Genomic DNA, 21,854 nt, shown 5'->3' with positions numbered 1-21,854 from the left:
GTGAGTGAAGTGGCAGTGATTTCCATGAAACAACTATTAGAAGCAGGGGTACATTTCGGACATCAAACACGTCGTTGGAACCCTAAGATGGATCGCTACATCTTCACAGAAAGAAACGGTATTTACATTATTGACCTACAAAAAACGGTCAAGAAAGTTGACGAAGCTTTCAACTTTGTTCGTGACCTAGGAGCACAAGGTGGAACAATCTTGTTCGTAGGTACGAAAAAGCAAGCTCAAGACGCAGTTAAAGAAGAAGCAGAGCGTTGCGGCATGTACTACATTAACCAACGTTGGTTAGGTGGTACGTTAACAAACTTCGATACGATCCGTAAGCGTATTGGTCGTTTAATCGAAATTGAAACAATGGAAGAAGATGGAACATTTGATGTTCTTCCGAAAAAAGAAGTTGTACTTCTTAAAAAAGAAATGGACCGTCTTAAGAAGTTCTTAGGTGGAATTAAAGAGATGGATAAGCTTCCAGATGCTTTATTTATCATCGATCCACGTAAAGAGCGCATTGCGGTTGCTGAAGCTCATAAGTTAAATATCCCAATCGTTTCGATTGTTGATACAAACTGTGACCCGGATGAAGTAGATTACGTCATCCCAGGTAACGATGATGCAATCCGTGCTGTTCGTTTATTAACAGCGAAAATGGCAGATGCTATCATTGAAGCAAACCAAGGTGAAGAGACTACGGCTTAATAAAGCCGCCACAAGGGTGATAGAGGGCTTGACCCTTTATCACCCTTTTTAAAACAAAACAGATTGATTGATTCCTTTATCGATTGATCATACTCATACATAGGGGTATGAAATTTCCTTACAAAAAAGACATAATAAACTTTAACTCTAAGGAGGAGTTCATAATGGCAATTTCAGCAAAAATGGTAAAAGAATTGCGTGAGCAAACTGGTGCGGGTATGATGGACTGCAAAAAAGCATTAACAGAAACTGATGGTGATATGGAAAAAGCAGTAGATTTCTTAAGAGAAAAAGGAATTGCAAAAGCTGCGAAAAAAGCTGACCGTGTAGCTGCGGAAGGTTTAGCTCATATCAAAACAGAAGGTAACAAAGCAGTACTTGTTGAAATTAACGCAGAGACTGACTTCGTTGCTAAAAACGAAAATTTCGTTAACCTTGTTGACCAAGTGGCGAGCTTCCTATTAGAAAAAACTCCAGCGTCAGTAGAAGATGCTTTAGCTTTAGATTATGATGCTGAAGGAACTTTAGAGAACTACATCAACAATCAAATTGCAAAAATTGGTGAGAAAATCTCACTTCGTCGCTTTGAAATCGTTGAGCGTGGAGACAATGAAGCATTTGGTTCTTACATCCACATGGGAGGACGTATTGGTGTACTATCTGTATTAGAAGGTACGACTGATGAAGAAGTTGCAAAAGACGTTGCAATGCACGTTGCTGCAATTAACCCTAAATACGTTAGCCGTGACGAAGTATCTGAAGAAGAAGTAAACCGCGAGCGTGAAGTATTAAAGCAACAAGCGATGAACGAAGGGAAGCCAGAGAACATCGTTGACAAGATGGTTGAAGGTCGCCTAAGTAAATACTTTGAAGAGATCTGCTTAAATGATCAACCATTCGTAAAAGATGGAGATCAAAAAGTAGGTAAATTCGTTGCATCTAAGAATGCAAAAGTGAAGACTTTCTACCGCTACGAAGTTGGAGAAGGTATGGAAAAACGTGAAGATAACTTTGCTGAAGAAGTTATGTCTCAAGTTAAAAAGTAATTGTATTGAAAGGGACACCTGCGTGTCCCTTTTTCCAAAGAATAATATAAAAAATTAGTTTTTTTTATCTATTTTAGAAAAATCATCACGAAATTCATATTAGTAATGGATCGTATTGGAGGGTATTATGGAAAAGCCTAAATACAATCGTATTGTTTTAAAATTAAGCGGTGAAGCTCTAGCCGGTGATCAAGGGTATGGTATTGACCCTTCTGTCATCCAATCAATAGCTAAACAAATTAGTGAAATTATTGACCTTGATGTTGAAGTAGCAATCATCGTTGGTGGAGGCAATATTTGGCGTGGAATGGCAGGTAGTGCTAAAGGTATGGACCGTGCAACTGCAGACTATATGGGAATGTTAGCAACAGTTATGAATTCTTTAGCTCTCCAAGACAGCCTTGAGAATATAGGCGTACAAACACGTGTACAAACTTCTATCGAAATGAGACAAGTAGCAGAGCCTTACATAAGAAGAAAAGCTATACGACACTTGGAGAAAAAACGAGTTGTTATTTTTGCAGCAGGTACTGGTAACCCGTACTTCTCGACTGACACCACAGCAGCATTAAGAGCAGCAGAAATTGAAGCAGATGTTATTCTTATGGCTAAGAACAAAGTTGATGGTGTATATAGTGCTGATCCATCTGTTGACACAACAGCGAAAAAATATGAAACATTAACTTACTTAGATTTATTAAAAGAAGGACTTGCTGTTATGGATTCAACTGCATCCTCTTTATGTATGGATAATGATATCCCATTAATTGTATTTTCTATTACAGAAGAAGGAAATATAAAGCGTGCTGTCGAAGGTGAAGAAATTGGAACAATTATTAGGGGGAAAGAATAATGACGAATGAAATTTTAAAGCAATCTGAGCAAAAGATGGAAAAGTCTGTAGATTCATTTCGAAATGAATTAGCAACAGTTCGTGCTGGACGCGCAAACCCATCAATCCTTGATAAAGTTCAAGTAGAATACTATGGGATGATGACGCCTTTAAATCAATTAGCAACAATCTCTGTACCAGAAGCAAGGATGCTTACAATCCAACCGTTCGATAAATCATCTGTTTCAGATATTGAAAGAGCTATTCAAAAGGCTGATTTAGGATTATCACCATCAAGTGATGGGAATATTATCCGCATTCAAATTCCTGCTCTTACAGAAGATCGTCGTAAGGAGCTGACTAAGTTAGTAGGGCGTTATTCTGAAGATGCGAAGGTCGCTGTTCGAAACATTCGTAGAGATGCAAACGATGAATTGAAAAAAATTCAAAAAGACGGAGAAATAACTGAAGATGACTTACGTCGTGGACAAGATGATGTTCAGAAGCTTACTGATAAAGTGATTAGTCAAATTGACGAAATTTCAAAAGCAAAAGAAGAAGAAATCATGGAAGTATAACGAAAAAAAATGTAAAATATAGTAGTAAAAGACCCTCTCATGTAAGGGGGTTTTTTACACTTTTAAGAAGTAATGAACATCATACAGATGTAATCATGTTAAAAAGAGTGTATGATGGTTAAGATGGTAAAAAATACGAAAGAACAACCTTTACATCAGTAGAACTCATTTATACATATGTAATGTCCTGTTTGCGTTGGACATTTAAGCATTTTGGGGGATTAATAAATGTTAAGAAAACTTACAGGTCGTAAGACAAAAAACGTTGTGAATATGGAGACCTCGATTTCATATGAAAAAGAAAATTTACCAAAGCATATTGCTATCATCATGGATGGCAATGGCAGGTGGGCTAAAAAACGAGGGTTACCAAGAGTTGCAGGACATAGGGAAGGGATGAATGTCATCCGAAAGATTGTTCGCCAAGCGAATAAACTAGGCATTCAAACCTTAACATTGTATGCCTTTTCTACGGAAAATTGGAAACGCCCAAAAAGTGAAGTCGATTTTTTGATGAGGTTGCCTGAACGTTTTTTGAATGTTGAGCTTCCAAAATTAGTAGAAGAAAATGTCGTCGTTCGCTTAACAGGATCTAAAGAAGATTTACCAAATCATACGATAAAAGCTGTTAATCGTGCAGTAGAATCAACGAAGAATAATGATGGTTTGACGTTAAACTTCGCATTAAACTACGGCAGTAGGCATGAAATTATTGAAGCAGTAAAAAAAGTGTATAAAGAAATAGAAGATACCAATATTTCAATTGATGATATTACAGAAGAGATGCTTTCAAACCATCTGATGACAGGTAATTTATCAGACCCAGATTTACTAATACGAACAAGTGGAGAAATTCGCCTTAGTAATTTTATGTTATGGCAATTAGCCTATTCAGAATTTTGGTTTACTGATGTTTTATGGCCAGACTTCACTGAGGATCATTTGCTTGAGGCGATACATGTATATCAGAAACGTACTAGAAGGTATGGTGGCGTATAGAAAGGTGGAGGGAAATGAAACAAAGAATTATAACAGGTGTGATAGCAGGTGCTGGGTTTATAGGACTTGTCATCATAGGTGACCTCCCCTTTACTTTGTTAATGCTTGCACTAGCTACGATTGCAATGGGAGAATTACTAAAAATGAAACAAATCTCCCCATTCTCTTTTAGAGGGATATTTAGTTACATATTAATGTGGCTTTTACTCGTACCAGAAATGTACGTTTCGTTTGATTGGCTACATGTTACGAAACTTGAACTATTCCTTTTATTAATTTTTGTGTTGCTGTCTTTTACGGTTATTACGAAAAATGCATTCAGCTTTGATGAAGCTGGTTTTACAATTTTAGCTTCAGTCTATATAGGTTTAGGCTTTCACTTCTTTATTTATACTAGGTTTTTAGAAGACGGCCTCGCTCTTTTATTCTTTATCATCATATTAGTATGGGCTACTGATTCTGGTGCTTATTTTACGGGAAGAAGTTTAGGCAGACGAAAGCTTTGGCCTGAAATTAGCCCGAAAAAAACGGTCGAGGGAGCGCTCGGTGGAATTGCGTTAGCTTTTATTGTCGGAAGTATTTATGTTTTAGTCATGCCATTATTTAACCAATGGTATATGACTTTTGTCTTCGTTCTTGTCGTATCAATTGCAGGACAAATGGGTGATCTTGTTGAATCAGCGTTAAAGAGGCATTACTCTGTTAAAGATTCGGGGCAAGTTTTACCAGGACATGGCGGTATATTGGACAGGTTTGACAGTTTGTTGTTTGTTTTACCTATTTTATATTTACTTTCGCTTATTTAATAAACAAACAAGACTAGAAGTTTTGCACTCGCTATTTCATTTTCTCTAAAATATTGGTCGTGACAAAGAGGAGTTTCCGGATGAAAAAAATTAGCTTATTAGGGTCAACCGGTTCTATTGGTACCCAAACGTTAGAAATTATCCGTTCTCACCCAGATAAGTTTAAGCTTGAGGCGATGAGTTTCGGAACAAATGTTAAAGCAGGTCTTGAACAAATTAGGGAATTTGAACCTGCTATTGTAAGTGTGAAAACAAAAGAAGTCAAAGACGAATTAAAACAATATTTACCTTCTCATATTGATGTGTTTTATGGAAAAGAAGGCTTAGTTAAAGTTGCTGCGGAATGTGATACTGAAGTTGTCGTAAATGCAGTTATGGGGAGTATTGGTTTAGAGCCTACTTTAGCTGCGATAGAGAGTAAGAAAAAAATAGCAATTGCTAATAAAGAAACTTTAGTAACAGCAGGACACCTAGTTACTAGAAAAGCACAACAACACGGTATCGAGTTAATTCCTGTTGATAGTGAGCATTCGGCTATATATCAATGTCTTAAAGGGAATGCCCCAAAAGAAGTAAAAAAACTTATTTTAACCGCATCGGGCGGAAGCTTTCGTGACAAATCCCGAGAACAATTAAATGGTGTGACAGTTAAAGATGCGTTAAATCACCCAAATTGGTCAATGGGGGCAAAAATCACAATTGATTCAGCGACTATGATGAATAAAGGTTTAGAAGTGATTGAAGCTAAGTGGCTATTTGACATGCCATATGAAAAAATTGATGTCATTCTACATAAAGAAAGTATCATTCATTCGATGGTTGAATATATTGATGGTAGTGTACTAGCCCATTTAGGTACTCCAGATATGAAAGTACCAATACAGTACGCTTTATCCAAGCCTTCTCGTCTTGATTTACAAGGTGGAAAAGCGTTAAACTTATGGGAAATTGGCTCACTTCACTTTGAAAAACCTGACTTTGAGAGGTTTCGGTGCTTGCAGTTAGCGTATGATGCAGGAAAAGCAGAGGGGACAATGCCAACTGTATTAAATGCAGCTAATGAAGTGGCTGTTGAGGCATTTTTAAAAAATCAAATTTCGTTCCTTCAAATTGAAGAAATTGTTGAACGTGCCTTAAACGATCATACCCAAATTACTGACCCAACACTCGAAGAAATCATTTCGGTTGATCATGAAGTTCGCCAAATAGTAAAAACTTATATGAATTAGAGGGTGTGAAGCCATGAATACGTTGATTTCAATCATCATAATATTTGGTTTGCTTGTGTTTATACATGAGTTAGGCCACCTTATGTTTGCGAAAAGAGCAGGGATCCTTTGTAGAGAATTTGCAATAGGATTCGGTCCAAAAGTCTTTGCCTTTAAAAGGAATGAAACAACTTATACGATTCGTCTTCTTCCTTTAGGAGGATTTGTAAGAATGGCTGGGGAAGACCCCGAAATGATTCAAATTAAACCGGGGTATGAAGTCGGGTTGTTGTTTAATAACGCAAATAAAGTTAAAAAAATCATTATCAATAATAAATCGAAGCACCCTGATTGCAAGGTTATTTCGGTAGAAAAGATAGACTTGGAAAAAGACCTTTTTGTTCAAGGGTATATTGATGAAGCAGAAGGTTTAGTGACTTTTGAAATTGATGAAAAAGCTGAGTACATTTATGATGAGCAGGCGACTCAAATTGCGCCGATTGATCGTCAATTCGGTTCAAAAACAATTGCACAGCGAGCAATGGCGATTTTTGCAGGGCCGTTAATGAACTTTGTTTTAGCGGCTGTCATTTTAATGGCATATGCATTGATAGCTGGAATGCCAGTCGATGAAGCAGTTGTCGGTGATGTAACAGATGATGGTGTTGCGATTCAAGCTGGTCTTGAAAGTGGAGATCGAATTTTATCCATCGAAGGTGAATCAGTAGAAACTTGGGAAGAAATGACGACGATTATTCAAGCGAACCCAAACGAACCGTTACAGTTTGAAGTACAAAGAGAAGAGCAAACCTTCCAAGTGTCAATGACACCGCAAGAACGGGTTGAACCTGAGGAACAAGTAGTTGGTGTTGTGGGTATATACCCTCCAACAGAAAAGAGTGTTCTCGGTGCTATTGCATTTGGTTTTACTCAAACATATGAATTTACGGTTTTAATTATAGAAGCACTAGGGATGTTAGTTACAGGTCAGTTTAGTTTAGATCATTTAGCGGGCCCAGTAGGGATCTACAGCTATACTGGTGAAATGGCTGCAATGGGGATTCTTGTTTTAATGCAATGGGCGGCTATTTTAAGTGTTAACTTAGGGATTATAAATTTACTCCCTCTTCCAGCATTAGATGGAGGACGCCTTCTATTTATAGGCTTGGAAGCGGTAAGAGGAAAACCAATCGACCCACAAAAAGAAGGGCTAGTCCACTTTATTGGTTTTGCCTTATTAATGTTATTAATGCTAGTTGTAACATGGAACGATATCAATAAATTTTTCCTTTAAGAGGATGTTCAAAAAGTCCGGTAAAAATGACACATCGAGAAGGAGAACTTCGACTAAGTACCGACACGTCCTGGTGTCGAACGTCGAAGTCACCACGTCCTGTGGATGCTTGTTGGCTTGCTTTTTTGGTTCTCACGTATTTAAAAGCATACGCTCCGATCCTCAAAGCTACGCCGCCTCGAACTTTCGACGCATAGGACGTGCTAATGCCGGGCATGCCATAGGACGTGGCGCTTTGCACGGTTGACGCATAGGACGTGCTAATGCCGGGCATGCCACAGGACGTGGCGCTTTGCACGGTTGACGCATAGGACGTGCTAATGCCGGGCATGCCACAGGACGTGGCGAACTTAACAGACGGGTTCCTTTTTATCCTCCTTTTTGAACACTCACTTTAAAATAAAAGGATCGAGGTGACTAATTGATGAAACAAAGTACTTATTTATCACCAACATTAAGAGACATACCAAGCGATGCTGAAGTAAAAAGTCATCAATTAATGTTGCGAACAGGACTAATTAGACAAAGCACATCTGGTGTATATTCATTTTTACCACTCGGATTAAAAGCATTACAAAAGGTAGAAGGGATCATTCGAGAGGAAATGAACCGCTCAGGTGCACAAGAACTTTTAATGCCAGCGATTCAGTCAGCAGAACTTTGGCAAGAATCTGGAAGATGGGAAGCATATGGTCCAGAACTTATGCGTTTACATGACAGACATGGTCGTGAATTTGCTTTAGGACCAACACATGAAGAAGTGATAACAACACTCGTTCGTGATGATGTACGATCGTATAAGAAACTACCGATGACTTTATATCAAATTCAAAATAAGTTTCGTGATGAAAGGCGCCCTCGTTTTGGTGTTTTAAGATCACGTGAATTCCTTATGAAAGATGCTTATTCTTTTGATACAAGCTTCGATGGACTTGATGAAAGCTATCAAAAAATGTTTGATGCATATTCACGTATTTTTACTCGTTGTGAATTGGATTTTAGAGCAGTTGTTGCTGACTCAGGAGCAATGGGTGGAAAAGATACACACGAATTTATGGTACTATCTGATATTGGAGAAGACACGATCGCATACTCAGACGAGTCTGATTTTGCAGCAAATATTGAAATCGCCTCTGTAGCTGTTAACTATAAGAAGTCGGATGAACCAATGAAAGAATTAGAAGAAAAAGAGACCCATAACCAAAAGTCAATTGAAGAAGTTTCTTCCTTCCTAAATGTAGATGCTTCAAAATGTATCAAATCATTATTATTTATCGTTGATAACGATCCGGTCCTTGTTCTTGTACGTGGTGATCATGAAGTAAATGATGTGAAAATCAAACACGCGCTCGACGCTCAAATTGTTGAAATGGCTACTGAAGAGGATACAAAACAATGGATGAAAACCGTTCCTGGTTATGTAGGTCCTCTCTCTGTATCTGACGATGTGAAAGTCATTGCAGATCATGCAGTAAAATATATCGCTAACGCTGTTTGTGGTGCAAACAAAGATCATACACATTATATGAATGTAAATCCTGAACGAGATTTCAAAGTAGACGAGTATTATGACTTACGTAATATTCAAGAAGGAGACCCATCACCAGATGGTAAAGGTACAATCAGGTTTAAAGAGGGGATTGAAGTTGGCCATGTCTTTAAACTGGGTACAAGATATAGTGAAGCGATGAATGCATCGTTCCTTGATGATCAAGGGAAGACAAAACCGATGATTATGGGTTGTTACGGGATTGGTGTATCGCGTACACTTGCAGCAGTTATCGAACAACACCATGATGAAAACGGAATTGTTTGGCCTGCTTCAGTTGCTCCGTTTGATGTACATTTAATCCCAGTTAATATAAAGCAAGAGGACCAGCGTTCATTAGCGGATGAGTTATACACTGATTTACAAAACGAACGTTTAGAAGTACTTTATGATGATCGTGCTGAACGTCCTGGTGTGAAATTTAAAGATTCAGATTTATTTGGTTTCCCAGTTCGAATTACGGTCGGTAAGAAAGCAGCTGAGGGAATTGTAGAATTAAAACTTCGAAAAACTGGTGAAGTCATTGAAGTCCATAAAGACGAATTGATCCAAACTGTAAAACAGTATGTTAGTAATTGATATGAAGTGACATAGATACAAGAATTATATTTGGTACCCTCACATAGCGGGGGTACCTTCTCACGTTCACGATCGATTTAAAAAGGCTATATTTAACTCTTTTCAATCTGAAAAATAAGCCTTATGCTAATAAGATAGAATAGAGTTCGTAAAATTATAGGAGGACCTGACATGAATGATGAACGGCAAATTCGAAAAGAAAGATTTCAACTTTTGCTAGAGCAGGTCGTCATGCCAGATGATCTCATCCAAAGTCATTTGAAAGACGGTTGGATAAAAAAACTAGAAGTATATAAAAGTGAAAAACGTTGGGACTTTACGATTCATCTACCAAGACCGTTACCTTATACGGTGTTTCAAGTTTTTCAGCAGCAAATTATTCATGGACTTCAGCATATTGCAAAAGTGCATTTATATCTTTCATATGATGAAATAGATTTTTCTAAACTAGTAAGTGAATACTGGCCATATATTGTTGAACGATTAAGATCGTCGACAAACGGCTTAATTAAACGATTGCAAGAACAAACGCCATCTATAAATGGGAATAAATTAATTCTTGCTGTCATGAATGAAACTGAAGGAGAAATGATCCATCGTCGCGTACAAGACCCATTACAACAAGTCTTTTATGAGCTTGGCTTTGGTAAAGTAATGATCGAAACGACGATCAAAGAGTCAAAAGAAGCCATTGAGAAGTTTAACGAACAAAAGAAGGAAGAGGATCATTCGAAAGTCATTGAAGCGATGATTGAGAAGAAGAATCAAGAGAAAAAAGCGGGTATACAAGGGCAGTCTAGTCTTTCCCACGGCCTTGCTATTAAAGGAGATATACAACCGATTGAGGATATTGTAGATGAAGAACGCCGTATTGCTGTACAAGGCTATATTTTTGATGCGGAAACAAAAGAGCTCCGAAGTGGTCGTACATTGTTAACTTTTAAAGTTACGGACTATACAGACTCAATCATGGTTAAGATGTTTTCAAATGATAAAGAGGACGTTCCTGTTTTTGAAGCTGTAAAAAAAGGAATGTGGGTGAAAGTAAGAGGACAAGTTCAATACGATACATTTGTTCGAGACCTTGTTATGATCGGAAAAGACTTCCAACAAGTGAGTCCGGTAGAAAGAAAAGATCAAGCTCCCGAAGACGAAAAGCGTGTTGAGTTACATTTGCATACACCAATGAGTCAAATGGATGCCGTTACTTCAATTTCTAAATACGTTGAACAAGCAAAAAAGTGGGGCCATAAAGCAATAGGTTTAACAGACCACGGCGTCTTACAATCATATCCTGAAGCGTACGGTGCAGGTAAGAAACATGATATGAAAATTTTATATGGTCTAGAAGCGAATCTGGTCAATGACGGAGTAGATATTGCTTATAATGAGCAAGAACGTGAACTTTTAACAGACACTTACGTTGTTTTTGACGTTGAAACAACAGGTCTATCAGCGGTGTATAATACAATTATTGAATTAGCAGCAGTAAAAATTAAAGATGGTGAAGTGATTGATCGGTTTGAATCATTTGCAAATCCGCACGAAAAGTTGAGCCCTACAATTATTGATCTAACAGGCATTACAGATGATATGGTAGAAAATGCACCTGAAGTTGAAGAAGTATTAAGGAAGTTTAAAGATTGGATTGGCGACGATGTGTTAGTCGCTCATAATGCAAGCTTTGATATGGCTTTCATTAATGCAGGCTTCAAAAAAATCGGGTTAGAAAATGCAACGAACCCAGTCATTGATACTCTTGAGCTTGGGCGCTTCTTATATCCGCAGTTTAAAAGTCATCGTTTAAACACGTTATGTAAGAAATTTAATATTGAACTTGTTTCTCACCATAGAGCAATTTACGATGCTGAAGCAACGGGGCATTTATTATGGAAAATGGTAAAGGATGCGAATGAATTAGGCATTTCCATGCACAATGAACTAAACAACCAAACTACGACTGAGGATTATAAAAAAGGGCGACCATTACACTGCATCATTTATGCGAAGAATAAAGAAGGACTCAAAAACTTGTACAAGCTTGTTTCAGCGTCACATATTGATTACTTCCATAGAGTTCCGCGAATTCCTAAATCCGTATTAAAGCAGTATCGTAACGGATTATTGGTAGGCTCTGGCTGTGATAAAGGCGAAGTTTTTGATGCGATGATGCAAAAAGCTCCAGAGGAAGTAGAAGAGGTCGCTAATTTTTATGATTATATTGAAGTGCAACCGCCTAGTAACTATAATCACTTAATTGAGAAAGAAATTGTACGTGATGAACTAGAATTAAAAGATATTATTCGTAAAATCATAGAATTAGGAGAAAAGCTTGGTAAAAAAGTTGTTGCAACAGGTAATGTCCATTATTTAAATACAGAAGATCATGTATACCGTCAAATTTTAATTGCTTCACAAGGTGGGGCAAACCCGTTAAATAAACAAACGCTACCTCAAGTACATTTTCGTTCAACTGATGAAATGTTAGGGTGCTTTAGCTTTTTACCAGAAGAAAAGGCAAAGGAAATTGTCGTTGATAACACACAATGGGTAGCTAATGAAATTGATGAAATTCAGCCAATTCCTGACGATTTATATACACCTCATATTGAAGGTGCAGATGATGAAATGCGAGATATGTGTTACACGAGGGCTAAGAGTATTTACGGAGAGCCATTGCCTGAAATCGTAGAGAAACGTTTAGAAAAAGAATTAAACAGTATTATTAGTAACGGCTTCTCGGTTATTTATTTAATTTCTCAAAAGCTCGTAAAGAAATCACTAGAAGATGGTTATTTAGTAGGTTCACGAGGATCTGTTGGTTCAAGTTTCGTTGCGACGATGACTGAGATTACAGAAGTTAACCCACTGCCTCCACATTACGTTTGTCCAGAATGTAAACATTCCGTTTTCTTTAATGATGGATCAGTTGGATCTGGTTTTGATTTACCTGATAAAGATTGTGAAAAATGTGGTGCGAAATATACGAAAGACGGACACGACATTCCGTTTGAAACATTCTTAGGGTTTAAAGGTGATAAAGTACCGGATATTGACTTAAACTTCTCTGGTGAATATCAACCGGTTGCACATAACTATACGAAAGAGTTGTTCGGTGAGGATTATGTCTACCGAGCGGGAACAATTGGTACGGTAGCCGAAAAAACGGCATACGGATTTGTTAAAGGTTATGAAGATGACCATCAAATGCAGCTTCGAGGGGCAGAGATTGACCGGTTAGTGTCCGGGTGTACAGGAGTAAAGCGTACAACTGGCCAACACCCTGGGGGGATAATCGTTGTTCCTGACCATTTAGACATTTATGATTTTACGCCAATTCAGTTCCCTGCAGATGACAAAACATCTGAATGGAAAACAACGCACTATGATTTCCATTCGATTCACGATAACTTATTAAAGTTAGATATTCTTGGGCATGATGATCCTACAGTAATTCGCATGCTTCAAGATTTGAGTGGAATTGACCCGCAAGATATACCAGTCGATGATCCTGAGGTATTTAAACTTTTTAGTGGAACAGAGTCGCTGGGAGTAACAGAAGAACAAATCATGTGTAAAACAGGAACGTATGGAATCCCAGAATTTGGTACGCGCTTCGTTCGTCAAATGTTAGAAGATACAAATCCGAGCACGTTTAGTGAACTTGTACAAATTTCCGGTTTATCCCACGGATCAGATGTATGGCTTAATAACGCAGCAGATTTAATTGCAGAAGGAACATGTGTGTTAAGTGATGTGATCGGTTGTCGAGATGACATTATGGTGTACTTAATGCATAAAGGTCTAGAGGATTCCTTAGCATTTAAAATTATGGAGTTTGTTCGTAAAGGAAAAGGACTTCAAGAAGAATGGGTTGAAGAAATGAAAAAGCATGGCGTACCAGATTGGTATATTAGTTCATGCTTAAAGATTAAATATATGTTCCCAAAAGCTCACGCGGCTGCTTACGTATTAATGGCTGTACGTATTGCTTACTTTAAAGTTCATCACCCAATCTTGTTTTACGCAGCATACTTTACTGTACGTGCTGATGACTTTGAATTAGACACAATGATTCGAGGTTCTGCAAGTATTAAAAAGCGAATAGAAGAGATTTACGCAAAAGGACATGACGCGCCACCGAAAGAGAAAAGTGTTGTTACAGTACTAGAGTTAGCGTTAGAAATGTGTGAACGTGGATTGTCTCTTCAAAAAGTTGATTTATATCGCTCGAAAGCTACTGAATTTATTGTGGATGGGAATACATTGATCCCGCCGTTTAATGCTTTAACAGGTGTTGGTACGAACGCAGCAATTAATATAGAAAAGTCTAGAGAGGGTGGAGAATTCCTTTCGAAAGAAGACTTACGTGAACGTAGTAAAATTACAAAAACAGTATTACAAAACTTAGATGACCATGGCTGCCTTGAAGGAATGCCAGATTCAAATCAGCTATCTTTATTTTAAATGAAACTTTACCATCCTTATAACAACCTGTGCATGAAAAGGGGCTGAGACCACTCTGAAAATAAGTTTTTAGCTTGGCTGCTCATGTTGCTTTTCCTCTACTAGCATTGGCTTCATAGTTGGATACGTCGAAGCACCCTTTACCTGCGACGAGTAACCGCAGGAGCAGCTCACAGCGTTTTGCAGAAGCATTGTATGTTGCTTTTTTTCTACTAGCATCAGACGAAAATGGAGATGGAAAGCGAATTTGCAAGGGTTTGACGTTTATGGTATAGTAAAATGGAAATACTAAGAATAGGTACTTACAGAAAGAGTGGGGTGAACCCACTCTTTCTTTTGTCATCATTTACCGTTTTTTATTCACTCCAAAGGGTAAACGAACACTTTAAGAATAATTAACCGATACTATAAAAGGAATGAATGAAAGTACATATGTCGTTAAAGGAGGTATTTCAGACGAATGGCAGGTAATGCGAAAGAAAAGACCGAACAATTAGTAACACCAATTTTAGATGAACTCTCATTAGAATTAGTTGAGGTAGAGTTTAAAAAGGAAGGAAAAAGCTGGTTTCTCCGAGTTTATATTGATGGAGAAAACGGAGTGGACTTAGATGACTGTACGAAAGTTAGTGAACGTTTAAGCGAAGCTTTGGACCAATCTGACCCGATCGAGCAAGCATATTACCTTGAAGTGTCATCACCTGGAGCAGAACGACCATTGAAAAAAGAAAAAGACTTTCAAAAAGCAATTGGTAAAAATGTTAATGTAACAACGTATGCACCAATAGATGGTGAAAAAACATTTGAGGGTAAACTTGTAGACTTCAATGGTGAGGCGTTAACGGTCGAAATGACAATTAAAACGAGAAAAAAAGAAGTCAACATACCATATGACAAAGTGGCCAAGGCTAGACTCGCTGTTGTTTTTTAATTTTGAAAGGGGGAACTGTTGTTCATGAACAGTGAATTTATGGATGCTTTAACAAGCATAGAAAAAGATAAAGGTATCGATAAGGAAGTTATTTTAGAAGCAATTGAACAAGCGTTAATTACAGGTTACAAACGAAATTTTAACTCTGCTCAAAATGTACGTGTAGATATTGACCGTGATACAGGTCTTATCCGAGTATTTGCACGAAAAGTTGTTGTAGAGGAAGTATTTGATGCGAGGTTAGAAATTTCTGTTGAAGCAGCAAAAGCAATACATCCGCAATATGATGTCGATGATGTTGTGGAAATTGAAGTAACACCAAGAAACTTTGGAAGAATTGCTGCACAAACGGCTAAGCAAGTTGTCACTCAACGTGTTCGTGAAGCTGAAAGAGGGATTATTTACTCAGACTTTATCGACCGTGAAGAAGATATTATGACTGGTATTGTACAACGACAAGATCACCGTTTCATTTATGTAGACCTTGGGCGTGTAGAAGCTTTAATGCCATTAAGTGAACAGATGCCAAATGAAACGTATAAGCACAATGACCGAATTAAAGCTTTTATCACTAAAGTTGAGAAAACGACGAAAGGTCCACAAATTATGATCTCTCGTACGCACCCAGGTCTATTAAAACGTTTATTTGAATTAGAAGTACCTGAAATTTACGATGGTACGGTAGACATAAGATCTGTATCAAGAGAAGCAGGGGACCGATCAAAAATCTCTGTCCATGCTGAAGATCCTGAAGTAGATCCAGTTGGATCTTGTGTTGGCCCGAAAGGTCAAAGAGTGCAAACGATTGTTAATGAGCTAAAAGGTGAGAAAATTGATATTGTTCGCTGGTCAGAAGATCCTAAAGTTTATGTTGCCAACGCATTAAGCCCATCAAAAGTATTACAAGTAACAGTTGATGAAGAGGAAAAGATGACTCAAGTGATCGTTCCAGACTATCAACTTTCCCTTGCGATAGGTAAAAGAGGACAAAATGCGCGTTTAGCAGCAAAACTTACTGGGTGGAAAATAGACATTAAAAGCCAAAGTGAAGCTGAGGAGTTGGGTATTTACGATCCTAATGCCCCACAAGAAGATGATGAATTATATACAGACGACCCTGCTGAAGATAGAGTATATGATGAAGAAGTAGGTTTTTCACAAGAAGAGGAAGATCGTGAAGAATAAGGGAGGGATGACACATGGTAAGTAAGAAGAAAACACCCCTTCGTAAGTGTGTCGTTTCGAATGAAATGAAGCCTAAAAAAGAACTGATTCGTGTAGTGAGGTCACCAGAAGGTGATGTTTTCATTGACCCAACTTCGAAAAAATCGGGGCGTGGAGCTTATATCTCCAATGACGAACAAGTTGTTCTAGAGGCAAAAAAGAAAAATATTTTAGCTAGACATTTAAAAGCTAATGTCGCTGATGAAATTTACGATGAACTTCTCAAAGAAGTTCATAAAGGACAAAAGTCATGAAAAGTGAACAATGGATTAATTTCCTAGGGTTAATATTTCGAGCAAGAAAATTAATTACAGGCGAAGAACTAGTGACAAAAGCGGTCCAAAAAAATAATGTATACTTCGTCATAATCTCAAAAGACGCATCAGAGAATACGAAGAAAAAGTTGACCGATAAATGTAAATATTACAATGTTCCTTATGCTGTCATTAGTGATCGTCAAACGATTGGTCAAGCAATCGGAAAAGGGGAAAGAGTCGTTGTTGCGGTTGAAGATCAAGGATTTGCAAAAAAAATAAAGTCTATTATTGAATAACTTTATAGTGTGACGTCCAATAGAGAGGATGGACGCAGTGTAAAGGTGGGAGGTTAGTATATGAGTAAAATTCGTATTTATGAATATGCAAAACAAAAAAATAAATCAAGCAAGGAAATCATTAACCAACTAAAGGATCTAGGGGTAGAAGTGACTAATCACATGAGTGTGATTACAGATGAGACGATTCAAAAGCTTGAAGGTACGACAAATAAACCTTCAAATCAGCCCGAGAAGAAGTCAAATTCTAAAAACAATCAAAAGTCACAAGCTCAATCAAAAGATCAAAAGCAAAATAATAACCAACGTAAAAAAGATGGTCAGAAGAACCAGTCATCACAAAATAACGATAAAAACCGTAAAAAAAATCGTGACAACAATAAACGTAATAAAGGTCAACAACAAAATCAGGGAAGACAAAACCAACAGGCTGCTAAAACAAAGGAAATGCCGTCTAAAGTGGTATATACACCACCAATTACTGTTGGGGACTTTGCAGAAAAAATTAATAAAGAGCCTTCTGAAGTAATTAAAAAGCTGATGTTCTTAGGTGTAATGGCAACAATTAACCAAGAGCTTGATAAAGATTCAATTGAGCTATTAGCCGAGGACTTTGGTGTTGAAGTAGAAGAAGAAGTAATTGTAGATGAGACAGAATTCGAAAACTTTGAAGAAAATGATGATCCTGCTTTATTAGAAGAGCGTCCTCCTGTTGTTACAATTATGGGGCACGTTGATCACGGTAAAACAACGTTATTAGATAGTATCCGTCATACGAAAGTAACAGCTGGCGAAGCTGGTGGTATTACACAACACATTGGTGCATATCAAGTTGAAGAAAATGATAAGAAAGTCACGTTCCTTGATACACCAGGACACGCTGCATTTACAACAATGCGTGCACGAGGAGCTCAAGTTACAGATATTACAATTCTAGTTGTTGCAGCTGACGACGGTGTTATGCCACAAACAGTTGAGGCAATTAACCATGCTAAGGCAGCAGACGTTCCGATCATTGTAGCTGTGAATAAGATAGATAAAGAGGGAGCAAACCCTGACCGTGTAATGCAGGAACTAACAGAACACCAATTAGTTGCAGAAGCTTGGGGTGGAGATACGATTTTTGTAAACGTATCTGCACTAGCTGGAACAGGTATTGATGAACTATTAGAGATGATTCTACTCGTAGCAGAAGTTCAAGAGTTAAAAGCGAATCCTGGTAAAACAGCACGAGGTACGGTTGTAGAAGCTGAACTTGATCGTGGTCGTGGACCTGTTGCAACACTACTTGTTCAAACTGGAACGTTACATGTTGGGGACCCAATTGTTGTTGGAAATTCATTCGGTCGAGTAAGAGCAATGGTTAACGATCTTGGTCGTCGTGTGAAAGAAGCTGGTCCATCTACACCAGTAGAGATCACAGGATTGAACTCTGTTCCTCAAGCTGGCGATCAATTTATGGTATTTGAAGATGAAAAGAAAGCCCGTTCCATTGGAGAAACTCGTGCGGTGAAGCAAAAAGAAGCTGAACGCCGCGAGTCTTCAAAAGTAAGCTTAGATGACCTCTTCGATCAAATCCAACAAGGTGATGTGAAAGAAATTAACATTATCGTAAAAGCCGATGTTCAAGGATCAGTTGAAGCAATGAAAGGTTCTCTAGAAAAAATTGATGTTGAAGGCGTAAAAGTCAACATTATTCACACAGGTGTTGGGGCGATTGCAGAGTCAGACATCATTTTAGCAAGTGCTTCTAACGCGATCGTCATTGGTTTTAATGTCAGACCTGATGTGAATGCTAAGCGAACTGCTGAAGCTGAAAAAGTAGATATTCGTTTACACCGTGTTATCTACAATGCGATTGAAGAAGTTGAAGCTGCGATGACAGGTATGCTTGATCCAGAATACCAAGAAAAGGTGATTGGTCAAGCGGAAGTTCGTCAAACATTCAAAGTTTCGAAAATCGGTACGATCGCTGGTTCTTATGTAACGGAAGGAAAAATAACTCGTGATTCTACAGTTCGTCTAATTAGAGATGGAGTTGTCATCCACGAAGGTAAAATAGATGCCCTTAAGCGTTTCAAAGACGATGTAAAAGAAGTTGCACGAAACTATGAATGTGGTATAACTGTAGAGAACTTTAATGATATTAAAGAAGGAGATATCTTCGAAGCTTATATCATGGAGGAAATTAAACGTTGATCATCGGTACGTTAATCGTTGAAGCTTTATTGTATGACCCACAATCACTCAAGGAGAAGAGGTCAATCTTAAAGAGTATTACAACACGCATTCGTCAACGTTACAACGTTTCCGTAGTTGAGAGTAACCATCAAAATGTATGGCAAAGAACTGAGTGGACAATTGTAGCGGTGAGTACAGATAAAGTTCAAGCAGAAAAAGAACTGCAAAAGTCTTTATCAATCATTGATGAACATGAAAGTGTTGAAGTTAGTCAAATAATGTGGGAGTGGCATTAAAAGTTATCTCACATAATATATTGTCTACCAAGAGCAGACAATAAGTGTATTCGCATATCCTTATGAACAGGGGTGTTTATTTAATGAGTAATGTTCGTGCTAACCGAGTAGGAGAACAAATAAAGAAAGAATTAACGGATATTATCCAGCGTGAGATGAAAGATCCGCGTATCGGTTTTGTAACAATCACAGCTGTTGAGGTTACAGGAGACCTACAGCAAGCGACAGCATATTTAACAGTATATGGTGAAGATGAGCAACGTGCGAAAACTCTAGAAGGATTATCAAAAGCCAAGGGATTCATTCGCTCTGAACTTGGACAGCGTGTAAAGCTGAGAAAAACACCCGAACTCTCGTTTAAGTTTGATGAAAGTATTGAGCGTGGAAATCGTATTGAGGAACTCATACGTAAATTGAATGAAGATGATAAATAAGTAGAAGGAGGATAGACAAATGATCTATCCTCTTTTCCCTTTATTATTTTTTTATGTACGCTAAAACATAATCTCAAGATAATACTGTTTTCGTAAACTCTTACATAATTAACGTTCTAAGAAGGTGAAGGTTGTGAATAATCATACAGATGGTGTATTACCATTATGGAAACCTGCAGGGATGACATCATTTAAAGCGGTGTTAGAAGTAAAGAAACTTTTTGCTACGAAAAAAGCAGGGCATACAGGAACATTAGATCCAGATGTAGATGGTGTATTGCCAGTTTGTTTAGGAAGAGGGACAAAAATCGTTGAGTACTTAACTGCGCAAAGGAAAACGTACGCAGGTGAAGTCACTTTAGGGTATTCTACTACGACAGAAGATGCATCAGGTGAAACAGTTGAACAGAAAGAAGTGGACCGACCGATCACTACTGAAGAAGTAGAAAACCTTCTCCATTCACTAAAAGGAGACATAAAACAAACGCCACCAATGTACTCGGCAGTGAAGGTGAATGGGAAGAAATTATATGAATATGCTCGTGAAGGGAAAACGATTGATCGTCCTGAACGAACGGTAACGATCTATTCGATCAATTTAACGTCCAATATTGAAACGACAGAAGATAATCTTGTCCGCTTTCAGTTCGAAGTAACATGCAGTAAAGGGACATACATTCGTACGTTATCTGTGATGATTGGTGAAATGTTAGGCTATCCTGCTCACATGTCAAAGCTTACAAGAACACAATCTGGTTCTTTTCATGAAGGCGATTGCTTTACATTTGATGAGCTAAATGAATTACAAGACCAAGGGAAGCTTCACGAATCATTGCTTTCTCTAGAATATGCCTTAAAAGAGTATCCAACTGAAATTATTGATGACGAGACAGAAAAGAAAGTAAGAAATGGCGCGATATTACCTCAAACAAAAAAGATCATGGACGAACCGTTATTAGCTCTGTATAATCGACATGGAGAATGTTTAGCTTTGTATGAAAAGCACTCCAAACGTCATGGTATGATGAAGCCTGCAAAAATGCTTATTACTAATGACTAATATAGCGCATATTACATGAGCTAAAATAGAGGTGGCACCAGCATGGAAACAATCTATATTAATCACCCGCACGAAGTAACAGAGATGCCTTCTTCTGTTCTTGCTCTTGGCTTTTTTGATGGTGTACATAAAGGACATCAAAAGGTGATTTTAACGGCTAAAGAAGAAGCAGAGAAACGAAATTGTAAATCTGGGGTTATGACTTTTTTCCCGCACCCTAAAGAAGTATTGCGAAAAGGTGACGGAATTAAATATTTAACTTCATTAAAAAAGAAGGCAGAGCTTATTGACTCCTTGGGGGTTGATTATTTAATTATTATTACATTCGATCACCCATTTTCTGAACTGAACCCACAACAGTTTGTTGATCAATATCTCATCGATTTGAATGTCCAACATGTTGTGGCTGGATTTGATTATACTTATGGAAGGTTAGGGAAAGGAACAATGGAAACGCTCCCATTCCATTCAAGAAATAAAATCACATCAACGACGATCGCACCAGTTGAAGATGATGGGGAAAAAATAAGCTCAACTAGAATACGTCAAGCACTAAGAGATGGGAAGATGGATGAAGTTAACCATTTATTAGGTAGACGATACGAAACTCATGGTGTAGTTGTTAAAGGTGAACAAAGAGGAAGAACAATAGGGTTCCCAACTGCAAACGTACAGCCTGAAGAACAAACACATCTTCCAGCTGTCGGTGTCTATGCAGTCGAAGGAGAAATGAATGGAGAGAGGTTCCAAGGCGTTTGTAATATCGGCTTTAAACCGACGTTTCATAATGATAAGCCAAATGAACCGACGATTGAAGTACACATTTTTAATTTTGATAAGAATGTTTATGGGGAAGAAGTAACGATCTGTTGGTTCTCACACTTAAGAGGGGAAAAAAAGTTTCAATCAGTCGATGATTTAATTAAACAAATTAAACTAGATGTCTCTCATGCCCGAGAGTTTTTCAAAAACGTCCATTCTTAAGAAAACGATGAAAACACGATTGTGATTTTTACTTGCAATGTTATTTAATAACTAGTATGATATAATATGTTCATAACCATTGCTTGGCGACACGATTCACCAACGTTAGCTAGGCAGATGGGGAT

General features: G+C 37.9%; 19 protein-coding genes. All 19 read left to right on the top strand.

Annotated elements, in window-relative coordinates:
* Window positions 1-9 precede the first annotated feature (9 nt).
* The 19 genes from rpsB (at window position 10) to LGQ02_RS12475 (ending at window position 21,729) form a co-directional block, all read left to right on the top strand.
* A complete protein-coding gene (gene rpsB / locus LGQ02_RS12565; RefSeq protein ID WP_226514715.1) occupies window positions 10-708 on the top strand; it encodes a 30S ribosomal protein S2 in 699 nt (232 codons plus the stop codon).
* A 164-nt stretch (window positions 709-872) separates the two neighbouring features.
* Window positions 873-1,754, top strand: coding sequence for a translation elongation factor Ts (gene tsf, locus LGQ02_RS12560; protein ID WP_226514714.1), 882 nt, complete (start codon window positions 873-875; stop codon window positions 1,752-1,754).
* A 127-nt stretch (window positions 1,755-1,881) separates the two neighbouring features.
* Entirely contained in the window at window positions 1,882-2,607 is a 726-nt protein-coding gene (gene pyrH, locus LGQ02_RS12555; RefSeq protein ID WP_226514713.1) for a UMP kinase, read from the top strand.
* 35 nt (window positions 2,608-2,642) lie between these two features.
* Entirely contained in the window at window positions 2,643-3,164 is a 522-nt protein-coding gene (frr, locus tag LGQ02_RS12550) for a ribosome recycling factor (RefSeq protein WP_404802430.1), read from the top strand.
* A 228-nt stretch (window positions 3,165-3,392) separates the two neighbouring features.
* Window positions 3,393-4,163, top strand: a complete 771-nt coding sequence (locus LGQ02_RS12545) for an undecaprenyl pyrophosphate synthase (protein ID WP_404802351.1) — start codon at window positions 3,393-3,395, stop codon at window positions 4,161-4,163.
* Window positions 4,164-4,177: 14 nt separating this feature from the next.
* A complete protein-coding gene (locus LGQ02_RS12540) occupies window positions 4,178-4,969 on the top strand; it encodes a phosphatidate cytidylyltransferase (RefSeq protein WP_226514711.1) in 792 nt (263 codons plus the stop codon).
* Window positions 4,970-5,049: 80 nt separating this feature from the next.
* Complete coding sequence (locus tag LGQ02_RS12535; RefSeq protein ID WP_226514710.1) at window positions 5,050-6,198, top strand: 1-deoxy-D-xylulose-5-phosphate reductoisomerase; 1,149 nt, start codon at window positions 5,050-5,052, stop codon at window positions 6,196-6,198.
* Window positions 6,199-6,211: 13 nt separating this feature from the next.
* Window positions 6,212-7,471: an RIP metalloprotease RseP gene (rseP, locus tag LGQ02_RS12530; protein ID WP_226514709.1), complete on the top strand. Its 1,260-nt coding sequence runs from the start codon at window positions 6,212-6,214 to the stop codon at window positions 7,469-7,471.
* Window positions 7,472-7,895: 424 nt separating this feature from the next.
* Window positions 7,896-9,599, top strand: coding sequence for a proline--tRNA ligase (locus LGQ02_RS12525; protein ID WP_226514708.1), 1,704 nt, complete (start codon window positions 7,896-7,898; stop codon window positions 9,597-9,599).
* Between the two features lie 171 nt (window positions 9,600-9,770).
* Complete coding sequence (locus tag LGQ02_RS12520) at window positions 9,771-14,066, top strand: PolC-type DNA polymerase III (RefSeq protein WP_226514707.1); 4,296 nt, start codon at window positions 9,771-9,773, stop codon at window positions 14,064-14,066.
* A 460-nt stretch (window positions 14,067-14,526) separates the two neighbouring features.
* Window positions 14,527-14,997, top strand: coding sequence for a ribosome maturation factor RimP (rimP, locus tag LGQ02_RS12515; RefSeq protein ID WP_226514706.1), 471 nt, complete (start codon window positions 14,527-14,529; stop codon window positions 14,995-14,997).
* 24 nt (window positions 14,998-15,021) lie between these two features.
* Window positions 15,022-16,182: a transcription termination factor NusA gene (gene nusA, locus LGQ02_RS12510; protein ID WP_226514705.1), complete on the top strand. Its 1,161-nt coding sequence runs from the start codon at window positions 15,022-15,024 to the stop codon at window positions 16,180-16,182.
* 14 nt (window positions 16,183-16,196) lie between these two features.
* Complete coding sequence (rnpM, locus tag LGQ02_RS12505) at window positions 16,197-16,475, top strand: RNase P modulator RnpM (RefSeq protein WP_226514704.1); 279 nt, start codon at window positions 16,197-16,199, stop codon at window positions 16,473-16,475.
* On the top strand, window positions 16,472-16,774 hold the full coding sequence (locus LGQ02_RS12500; RefSeq protein ID WP_226514703.1) for a YlxQ family RNA-binding protein: 303 nt from the start codon (window positions 16,472-16,474) through the stop codon (window positions 16,772-16,774). Before rnpM ends, LGQ02_RS12500 begins: the two co-directional genes overlap by 4 nt.
* Window positions 16,775-16,834: 60 nt before the next feature.
* Complete coding sequence (gene infB / locus LGQ02_RS12495) at window positions 16,835-18,973, top strand: translation initiation factor IF-2 (protein ID WP_226514702.1); 2,139 nt, start codon at window positions 16,835-16,837, stop codon at window positions 18,971-18,973.
* Window positions 18,970-19,251: a DUF503 domain-containing protein gene (locus tag LGQ02_RS12490; protein ID WP_226514701.1), complete on the top strand. Its 282-nt coding sequence runs from the start codon at window positions 18,970-18,972 to the stop codon at window positions 19,249-19,251. Before infB ends, LGQ02_RS12490 begins: the two co-directional genes overlap by 4 nt.
* A gap of 83 nt (window positions 19,252-19,334) precedes the next feature.
* The gene (gene rbfA, locus LGQ02_RS12485; protein WP_226514700.1) at window positions 19,335-19,685 is read left to right on the top strand and encodes a 30S ribosome-binding factor RbfA; all 351 of its coding nucleotides are present in this window, start codon (window positions 19,335-19,337) and stop codon (window positions 19,683-19,685) included.
* 181 nt (window positions 19,686-19,866) lie between these two features.
* The gene (truB, locus tag LGQ02_RS12480; protein ID WP_264184033.1) at window positions 19,867-20,745 is read left to right on the top strand and encodes a tRNA pseudouridine(55) synthase TruB; all 879 of its coding nucleotides are present in this window, start codon (window positions 19,867-19,869) and stop codon (window positions 20,743-20,745) included.
* A gap of 42 nt (window positions 20,746-20,787) precedes the next feature.
* Complete coding sequence (locus tag LGQ02_RS12475) at window positions 20,788-21,729, top strand: bifunctional riboflavin kinase/FAD synthetase (protein ID WP_226514698.1); 942 nt, start codon at window positions 20,788-20,790, stop codon at window positions 21,727-21,729.
* Window positions 21,730-21,854 lie beyond the last annotated feature (125 nt).

The organism is Bacillus shivajii (assembly GCF_020519665.1).
Taxonomy (GTDB): domain Bacteria; phylum Bacillota; class Bacilli; order Bacillales; family Salisediminibacteriaceae; genus Bacillus_CA; species Bacillus_CA shivajii.
The sequence above is the reverse complement of the archived record's forward strand: the minus strand, read 5'-3'. Positions and strand labels throughout refer to the sequence as shown.

Excerpts from the sequence above, each read along its gene's own strand:
- tsf (WP_226514714.1), top strand. The coding sequence starts at position 873 with ATGGCAATTTCAGCAAAAATGGTAAAAGAATTGCGTGAGCAAACTGGT.
- pyrH (WP_226514713.1), top strand. The coding sequence starts at position 1,882 with ATGGAAAAGCCTAAATACAATCGTATTGTTTTAAAATTAAGCGGTGAA.
- frr (WP_404802430.1), top strand. The coding sequence starts at position 2,643 with ATGGAAAAGTCTGTAGATTCATTTCGAAATGAATTAGCAACAGTTCGT.
- LGQ02_RS12545 (WP_404802351.1), top strand. The coding sequence starts at position 3,393 with ATGTTAAGAAAACTTACAGGTCGTAAGACAAAAAACGTTGTGAATATG.
- LGQ02_RS12540 (WP_226514711.1), top strand. The coding sequence starts at position 4,178 with ATGAAACAAAGAATTATAACAGGTGTGATAGCAGGTGCTGGGTTTATA.
- LGQ02_RS12535 (WP_226514710.1), top strand. The coding sequence starts at position 5,050 with ATGAAAAAAATTAGCTTATTAGGGTCAACCGGTTCTATTGGTACCCAA.
- rseP (WP_226514709.1), top strand. The coding sequence starts at position 6,212 with ATGAATACGTTGATTTCAATCATCATAATATTTGGTTTGCTTGTGTTT.
- LGQ02_RS12525 (WP_226514708.1), top strand. The coding sequence starts at position 7,896 with ATGAAACAAAGTACTTATTTATCACCAACATTAAGAGACATACCAAGC.
- LGQ02_RS12520 (WP_226514707.1), top strand. The coding sequence starts at position 9,771 with ATGAATGATGAACGGCAAATTCGAAAAGAAAGATTTCAACTTTTGCTA.
- rimP (WP_226514706.1), top strand. The coding sequence starts at position 14,527 with ATGGCAGGTAATGCGAAAGAAAAGACCGAACAATTAGTAACACCAATT.
- nusA (WP_226514705.1), top strand. The coding sequence starts at position 15,022 with ATGAACAGTGAATTTATGGATGCTTTAACAAGCATAGAAAAAGATAAA.
- rnpM (WP_226514704.1), top strand. The coding sequence starts at position 16,197 with ATGGTAAGTAAGAAGAAAACACCCCTTCGTAAGTGTGTCGTTTCGAAT.
- LGQ02_RS12500 (WP_226514703.1), top strand. The coding sequence starts at position 16,472 with ATGAAAAGTGAACAATGGATTAATTTCCTAGGGTTAATATTTCGAGCA.
- infB (WP_226514702.1), top strand. The coding sequence starts at position 16,835 with ATGAGTAAAATTCGTATTTATGAATATGCAAAACAAAAAAATAAATCA.
- rbfA (WP_226514700.1), top strand. The coding sequence starts at position 19,335 with ATGAGTAATGTTCGTGCTAACCGAGTAGGAGAACAAATAAAGAAAGAA.
- truB (WP_264184033.1), top strand. The coding sequence starts at position 19,867 with ATGACATCATTTAAAGCGGTGTTAGAAGTAAAGAAACTTTTTGCTACG.
- LGQ02_RS12475 (WP_226514698.1), top strand. The coding sequence starts at position 20,788 with ATGGAAACAATCTATATTAATCACCCGCACGAAGTAACAGAGATGCCT.